Here is a 6399-nt window from a genome sequence, read left to right as displayed (position 1 = left end):
GGGGGGGCCGCCGGGGGTACCCCCGTGTTGACGCACCTGTCTTTGTCCGCCGCCGGCCCCCCGCGGGGGGGCCCCGGCCCCCGCCGCGGGCGGGGCCCCGGGGGGGCCCCCCGCCCCGGCGGGTGTCTACCGCTCGTCCTACTTCTTGGCGGCGGCCTTCTTGGCGGTCGTCTTGCGCGCCGTCGTCTTCTTGGCGGGCGCCTTCGTCGCCGTGGCCTTCTTCGCGGCCGGCGCGGTCTTCTTGGCCGTGGCCTTGGTCGCCTTCTTCGCGGCGGCCGTGGTGGTCTTCTTGGCGGCGGCGGAGGTCTTCTTCGCCGCGGCCGTGGTGGCCTTCTTGGCCGGGGTCGCCTTCTTGGCGGCCGTGGTGGTCTTCTTCGCGGGGGTCGCCTTCTTCGCGGCGGCCGCCGTGACCTTCTTCGCCGGGGTCGCCTTCTTCGCGGCGGCCTTCTTGGCGGTGGTCGCCCGCTTGGCGGCGGCCTTCTTCACCGTGGCGGAGGCGCCACCGCTCAGGCTGCCCTTGGGGGCCTTCTTGACGGAGACCTCGCCGCCCTTGGGGAGCTTCTTCGAGCCGCTGACCAGGTCCTTGAAGCCCTGACCGGCACGGAAGCGCGGGACCGAGGTCTTCTTGACCCGCACCCGCTCACCCGTCTGCGGGTTGCGGGCGTAGCGGGCCGGACGGTCGACCTTCTCGAACGAGCCGAAACCCGTCACCGAGACCCGGTCGCCCCCGACCACGGCACGCACGATGGCGTCGAGCACGTGGTCGACGGCTTCGGCGGCCTGCTGGCGACCGCCCATCTTGTCGGCAATCGCTTCTACGAGCTGCGCCTTGTTCACGTCTTCCCCTTCGGAGACATTGCCAGAACGAAAGTGTTCAAGCTTTTTCGCACGTTAGGCATGTATATACCGCAAATCAAACACGAAACGGGCTAATCACCCTAGTGCCGCAACGCGGAAGATCCGCTGCGGAGTTCTTGGTGTCAGTCGTCCTCTGGGAATCGGCCCTCATCGAGGTCCTTCATCAACCGGTCCAGACGCGTTGCCGCGTCCTTGAGATCGTGCTTCGCCGCGGCCGTCACGACCAGCAGCTTCCGGGACAGCGCCATCCTTACGCCCTCCGGGACTTGCAGTGAGCGCACTCTTGTGTGCGCTTCCTTCAATCGGGCGGCGACTGACTCGTAGAGCTCGAGTTGGCTGTCGCGTTCCATGCACCGATTGTGCCATCTAGGGCGAGTTGTCGCCCGACAGGGTCTCAACAAGCGACTGCGCCCCCCACCGGGCGGTGGGGGGCGCAGTCTTGGAAAAGCGCTGCTCAGACCGTAATTGTACGGGGCTTGAAGGCCGGTCGTGACGCCTCGTACGCCGCGATGTCGGCTTCGTTCTGAAGGGTGAGGCTGATGTCGTCGAGGCCGTTCAGGAGCCGCCAGCGGGCGTTCTCGTCGAGCTCGAAGTCGGCGTCGATCCCGGCGGCCAGGACCTTCCGCCGCTCCAGGTCGACGGTGACCTCGGCGGTCGGGTCGGCCTCGGTCAGCTCCCAGATCGCGTCGACCGTCTCCTGCGGCAGGACCACGGTGAGCAGGCCGTTCTTCAGCGAGTTGCCGCGGAAGATGTCGGCGAAGCGGGAGGAGATCACGGTCTGGAAGCCGTAGTTCTGCAGCGCCCAGACGGCGTGCTCACGGGAGGAGCCGGTGCCGAAGTCGGGGCCGGCCACCAGGACCGAGGCGCCCTGCCGCTCGGGGCGGTTGAGCACGAACTGCTCGTCCTTGCGCCAGGCCTCGAAGAGACCGTCCTCGAAGCCGTCGCGGGTGACCTTCTTGAGCCAGTGCGCCGGGATGATCTGGTCGGTGTCGACGTTGCTGCGGCGCAGCGGGACGGCCCGGCCGGTGTGCGTGGTGAAAGCTTCCATGGTTCCTCAGACCCCCGCGGTGGTGGCGACGTCGGACAGATCGGCCGGGGAGGCCAGATGGCCCAGGACGGCGGTGGCGGCGGCGACCTGGGGCGAGACCAGGTGGGTCCGGCCGCCCTTGCCCTGCCGGCCCTCGAAGTTGCGGTTCGAGGTGGACGCGGAGCGCTCACCGGGAGCCAGTTGGTCGGGGTTCATGCCCAGGCACATGGAGCAGCCCGCGTGCCGCCATTCGGCCCCGGACTCCTTGAAGACCTTGTCCAGACCCTCCTCGACGGCCTGCAGGGCGACACGCACCGAGCCGGGAACGACCAGCATGCGGACGCCGTCGGCGACCTTGCGGCCCTCCAGCAGGGCGGCGGCGTTGCGCAGGTCCTCGATGCGGCCGTTGGTGCAGGAGCCTACGAAGACGGTGTCGACCTTGATGTCGCGCAGCGGCTGTCCGGCGGTCAACCCCATGTACTCCAGGGCCTTTTCGGCGGCCAGGCGCTCCGAAGCGTCTTCGTACGAAGCCGGGTCGGGGACGTTCGCCGAAAGCGGCGCGCCCTGGCCCGGGTTGGTGCCCCAGGTGACGAACGGCGCCAGCGAGGCGGCGTCGATGACGACCTCGGCGTCGAAGACCGCGTCCTCGTCGGACTTCAGGGTCTTCCAGTACGCGACGGCGGCGTCCCAGTCCTCGCCCTCGGGGGCGTGGGCGCGGCCCTTCAGATAGGCGAAGGTGGTCTCGTCGGGGGCGATCATGCCCGCGCGGGCGCCGGCCTCGATCGACATGTTGCAGATGGTCATCCGGGCCTCCATCGAGAGCTTCTCGATGGCGGAGCCGCGGTACTCCAGGATGTAGCCCTGGCCGCCGCCGGTGCCGATCTTGGCGATGATCGCCAGGATCAGGTCCTTGGCCGTGACGTCCTCGGGCAGCTCGCCGTCGATCGTGATGGCCATGGTCCGGGGGCGGGCCAGAGGCAGCGTCTGGGTGGCGAGCACGTGCTCGACCTGGCTGGTGCCGATGCCGAACGCCAGCGCGCCGAAGGCGCCGTGCGTGGAGGTGTGCGAGTCGCCGCAGACGACGGTGGTGCCCGGCTGGGTCAGGCCCAGCTGCGGTCCCACCACGTGGACGACGCCCTGCTCGACGTCGCCCAGCGGATGCAGCCGGACGCCGAACTCGGCACAGTTCTTCCGGAGGGTCTCCAGCTGTGCGCGGGAGACCGGGTCGGCGATCGGCTTGTCGATGTCGAGGGTCGGGGTGTTGTGGTCCTCGGTGGCGATGGTGAGGTCGAGGCGCCGCACCTGCCGGCCGTTCTGGCGCAGGCCGTCGAAGGCCTGGGGGCTGGTCACCTCGTGCAGCAGGTGCAGATCGATGAAGAGGAGGTCGGGCTCGCCCTCGGCGCGCCGGACGACATGGTCGTCCCAGACCTTCTCCGCGAGTGTCCTACCCATCGCTTTCCCTCCGGCCGACGTCTACGCCGGCACAACTAGAGACCCGTTTCGCGGGCCGTTGTGCGGCCGCCTCACCAGAGTGACAAGTTCCGCAGGAAATTGAACTTGCGTTTCACAGAGTGAGACGCGAATATCGTTGCATGGACAACTCTAGCGGCGTAGGCGTTCTCGACAAGGCAGCCCTTGTCCTGAGCGCCCTGGAGTCCGGTCCGGCCACCCTCGCAGGACTGGTCGCGGCGACGGGACTCGCACGACCCACGGCACACCGACTGGCCGTGGCACTGGAACACCACCGGATGGTGGCGCGTGACATGCAGGGCCGGTTCATCCTCGGACCGCGCCTCGCGGAGCTCGCCGCCGCGGCCGGCGAGGACCGCCTGCTCGCGACCGCGGGCCCGGTTCTGACGCATCTGCGCGATGTCACCGGCGAGAGCGCCCAGCTCTACCGTCGGCAGGGCGACATGCGCATCTGCGTGGCGGCCGCCGAGCGGCTCTCGGGCCTGCGGGACACCGTCCCGGTCGGCTCGACGCTGACGATGAAGGCCGGCTCCTCGGCGCAGATCCTGATGGCCTGGGAGGAGCCCGAGCGGCTCCACCGCGGCCTCCAGGGCGCCCGCTTCACGGCGACGGCCCTGTCGGGCGTCCGGCGCCGCGGCTGGGCCCAGTCGATCGGTGAGCGGGAGCCGGGCGTCGCGTCCGTCTCCGCGCCCGTACGCGGCCCGTCGAACCGCGTGGTGGCCGCCGTCTCGGTCTCCGGTCCGATCGAGCGTCTGACGCGCCACCCGGGCCGTATGCACGCCCAGGCCGTCATCGACGCCGCGGCCCGTCTCTCCGAGGCGCTGCGCCGCACCGGCTGACGTTCGCCCTGCTCTCCGTTCGTACCGGCCCACCGCTTCAACGCCGCAGCGGTGGGCCGGAGTTGTCCGTACGTACGACACCGAACACCGAAGAAGCCCTCCCCCGAAGGGAAGGGCTTCTTCGTCTCGTACCCCCGACCGGATTCGAACCGGCGCTACCGCCTTGAGAGGGCGGCGTGCTAGGCCGCTACACAACGGGGGCCTTTGCGGATCAGATCCGCGGGTGCAGATGAGCTCTGCGAGCTGGCCTACCTGGACTCGAACCAAGAATGACGGTACCAGAAACCGTAGTGTTGCCAATTACACCATAGGCCATGGTGGTTACACCGTACCCCCGACCGGATTCGAACCGGCGCTACCGCCTTGAGAGGGCGGCGTGCTAGGCCGCTACACAACGGGGGCCCTAGCGATCCCACCCGGCCGGAGCCGGGTGATGTCACCGTAGATCCACCGGGAGCTACCCAAGTGACCTACAGGATGGATCTGTACCCCCGACCGGATTCGAACCGGCGCTACCGCCTTGAGAGGGCGGCGTGCTAGGCCGCTACACAACGGGGGCTTTGTGGATGCCATCCACAGGTTGCAGATAAAGCTCTGCGAGCTGGCCTACCTGGACTCGAACCAAGACTAACGGAACCAGAAACCGTCGTGCTGCCAATTACACCATAGGCCACCGGGGCAACTTCCCCACCAGGGAGGATCTTGCTCGGCTTGCGCTTTCCGGGTTCTTGCCTTTCGGCTTGTTCCCCTCGGCGCAGGAAGAACATTACCCGAAGGTGGACGGTGCTCCAAAACGGGTATGCCCTCCCAGCAGGGCCGGAAGCTCGCGGAGGCTCGTGATCCGCTTGAGTTCGGGGCGCCCGCCGGTGTCCGCGCGGTCCAGCCAGATGCCCCGCAGCCCCGCCTCCACGGCGCCCCTGGCGTCGATGTCCGGCTGGTCCCCCACGTACGCCACCTCGCTCGGGCGCAGGTCAAGGGCGGTACAGGCGGCGTGGAAGGCCTCAGGGGCCGGCTTGGCCACCCCGAGCTCCGCCGCGCACAGGACGGCCTCGAACCGGTCCCGCACTCCGAGGACCCGCAGCTTCCGGTCCTGGTTGTGGAGGCTGGAGTTGGACAGAATCCCGTGACGATAGTCATCGGCCAGCAGGTCCAGAACGGGGAGGGCGTCGGGGAAGAGTTCCCAGGCCGCCTCGTAGTGGGAGACGTACCGCTCGAACCAGCCGTCGGCCTCCCCGGCGGTCAGACCCGGCTGCGCGAGGAAGTCCCGCACGCGCTCACGCCGCTGCTCCTGGAAGTCGACCCCGCCGGCCTCGAAACGGCGCCAGTGGAGCGCGGTCAGCTCCCGCCAACGGCAGAGGGCCTGGTCGACGGACTCGTATCCGTCCACCAGGCCCTCGGCCGTCAGGTGCGCGCTCATGCCGGCGTGGTCGGCCCGGGCGTAGTCGAAGATCGTGTCGTCGACGTCCCACAGCACCGCGCGGATGGTCATGGTCCGACCGTACCGCCCGGTGGCGGTCAGGCGGGGGCGAAGCGGAAGACCCGGAAGTCGGTGACGAAGCAGACGGCCCCGCCGTCGGCGCCGCGGCCGATCCAGGTCTGGTAGCAGCCGTCGCCCCAGCCCGAGCCGAAGACGGCGACGGTGTGGCCCTCCACGCCCTCGGCGAGGAAGGCCGTCGGCCCGGGCCGCTCGCTGTCCATCTCCTCCCAGACGACGCCCTCCTCGTCCTGGGTGCCGGGGAAGGCGTGGTGGGCGGAGGCGTCCAGGAAGCAGCCGACGCCGGCGTCCACGCCGTAGCCGAAGAAGTCGCCCTCGGCGAGCTCCGCCGGGTCCTGGCCCGGGACCAGGGCGGGCTCCCAGCGCACGGCGGGGGCGTCCCGGACCACCAGCCGGGCGGCGGCGATCACGCGGTTCCGGAAGGGGTGCTCGACCTCGGCCACGACGGTCTGGACCGGGTAGCTGCCGGGCGGGACCGTGACGGAGAAGGGCGCGGGCCGCTCGTCGTCGTCCCCGAGGTGGACGACCGGGTCGCAGGCCACCAGCCGCCCGGTGGGCAGGCCGAGCTCGCCGAGCTCCGTCACGGTGAAGGAGGCTCCCCCGCCGGCTCCGGGCGGGACGGTCGCTCCCGGCGTGAACCAGCGGGTGCAGTCCGGTGGGGTCGAGGTCATGGGCCGAGCCTAGGGGACGGGTACGACAGCGAGGGGCGG

Annotated in this window: 7 protein-coding genes and 5 tRNA genes; 1 reads left to right on the top strand and 11 read right to left on the bottom strand. The window is 69.8% G+C overall.

Annotation, left to right across the window (positions count from 1 at the left end; all coding sequences use genetic code 11):
* Positions 1-138 precede the first annotated feature (138 nt).
* From ACFQ79_RS39970 to leuC, 4 genes are all read right to left on the bottom strand, one after another.
* Positions 139-837, bottom strand: a complete 699-nt coding sequence (locus ACFQ79_RS39970; protein WP_383593125.1) for an HU family DNA-binding protein — start codon at positions 835-837, stop codon at positions 139-141.
* Between the two features lie 143 nt (positions 838-980).
* Positions 981-1208 carry a hypothetical protein gene (locus ACFQ79_RS39965; RefSeq protein WP_030325570.1) on the bottom strand — a complete coding sequence of 76 codons (228 nt, stop codon included), beginning with the start codon at positions 1206-1208 and terminating at the stop codon, positions 981-983.
* Positions 1209-1312: 104 nt separating this feature from the next.
* Positions 1313-1906 (bottom strand): 3-isopropylmalate dehydratase small subunit, encoded by a 594-nt coding sequence (gene leuD, locus ACFQ79_RS39960; RefSeq protein ID WP_383593122.1) that lies wholly within the window; start codon positions 1904-1906, stop codon positions 1313-1315.
* A 6-nt stretch (positions 1907-1912) separates the two neighbouring features.
* A complete protein-coding gene (leuC, locus tag ACFQ79_RS39955; protein ID WP_055598477.1) occupies positions 1913-3337 on the bottom strand; it encodes a 3-isopropylmalate dehydratase large subunit in 1425 nt (474 codons plus the stop codon).
* Between the two features lie 140 nt (positions 3338-3477).
* Here leuC and ndgR point away from each other — a divergent pair, with 140 nt between their 5' ends.
* Positions 3478-4194 carry an IclR family transcriptional regulator NdgR gene (ndgR, locus tag ACFQ79_RS39950; RefSeq protein WP_015036427.1) on the top strand — a complete coding sequence of 239 codons (717 nt, stop codon included), beginning with the start codon at positions 3478-3480 and terminating at the stop codon, positions 4192-4194.
* 129 nt (positions 4195-4323) lie between these two features.
* On the opposite strand, the gene ACFQ79_RS39945 is transcribed toward ndgR, so the two are convergent.
* The 7 genes from ACFQ79_RS39945 to ACFQ79_RS39915 form a co-directional block, all read right to left on the bottom strand.
* Positions 4324-4396, bottom strand: a tRNA-Glu gene (locus tag ACFQ79_RS39945).
* Positions 4397-4437: 41 nt separating this feature from the next.
* Positions 4438-4509: transfer RNA gene (locus tag ACFQ79_RS39940), tRNA-Gln, on the bottom strand.
* Positions 4510-4523: 14 nt separating this feature from the next.
* Positions 4524-4596: transfer RNA gene (locus ACFQ79_RS39935), tRNA-Glu, on the bottom strand.
* An 84-nt stretch (positions 4597-4680) separates the two neighbouring features.
* A tRNA-Glu gene (locus ACFQ79_RS39930) sits at positions 4681-4753 on the bottom strand.
* Between the two features lie 42 nt (positions 4754-4795).
* Positions 4796-4867: transfer RNA gene (locus ACFQ79_RS39925), tRNA-Gln, on the bottom strand.
* A 93-nt stretch (positions 4868-4960) separates the two neighbouring features.
* Positions 4961-5683 (bottom strand): HAD family hydrolase, encoded by a 723-nt coding sequence (locus tag ACFQ79_RS39920; protein ID WP_383593118.1) that lies wholly within the window; start codon positions 5681-5683, stop codon positions 4961-4963.
* Positions 5684-5709: 26 nt separating this feature from the next.
* Positions 5710-6360, bottom strand: a complete 651-nt coding sequence (locus tag ACFQ79_RS39915) for a DUF4241 domain-containing protein (RefSeq protein WP_383593116.1) — start codon at positions 6358-6360, stop codon at positions 5710-5712.
* Positions 6361-6399: the final 39 nt, after the last annotated feature.

The organism is Streptomyces sp. NPDC056480, from assembly GCF_042795405.1.
Classification (GTDB): domain Bacteria; phylum Actinomycetota; class Actinomycetes; order Streptomycetales; family Streptomycetaceae; genus Streptomyces.
The sequence above is the reverse complement of the archived record's forward strand: the minus strand, read 5'-3'. Positions and strand labels throughout refer to the sequence as shown.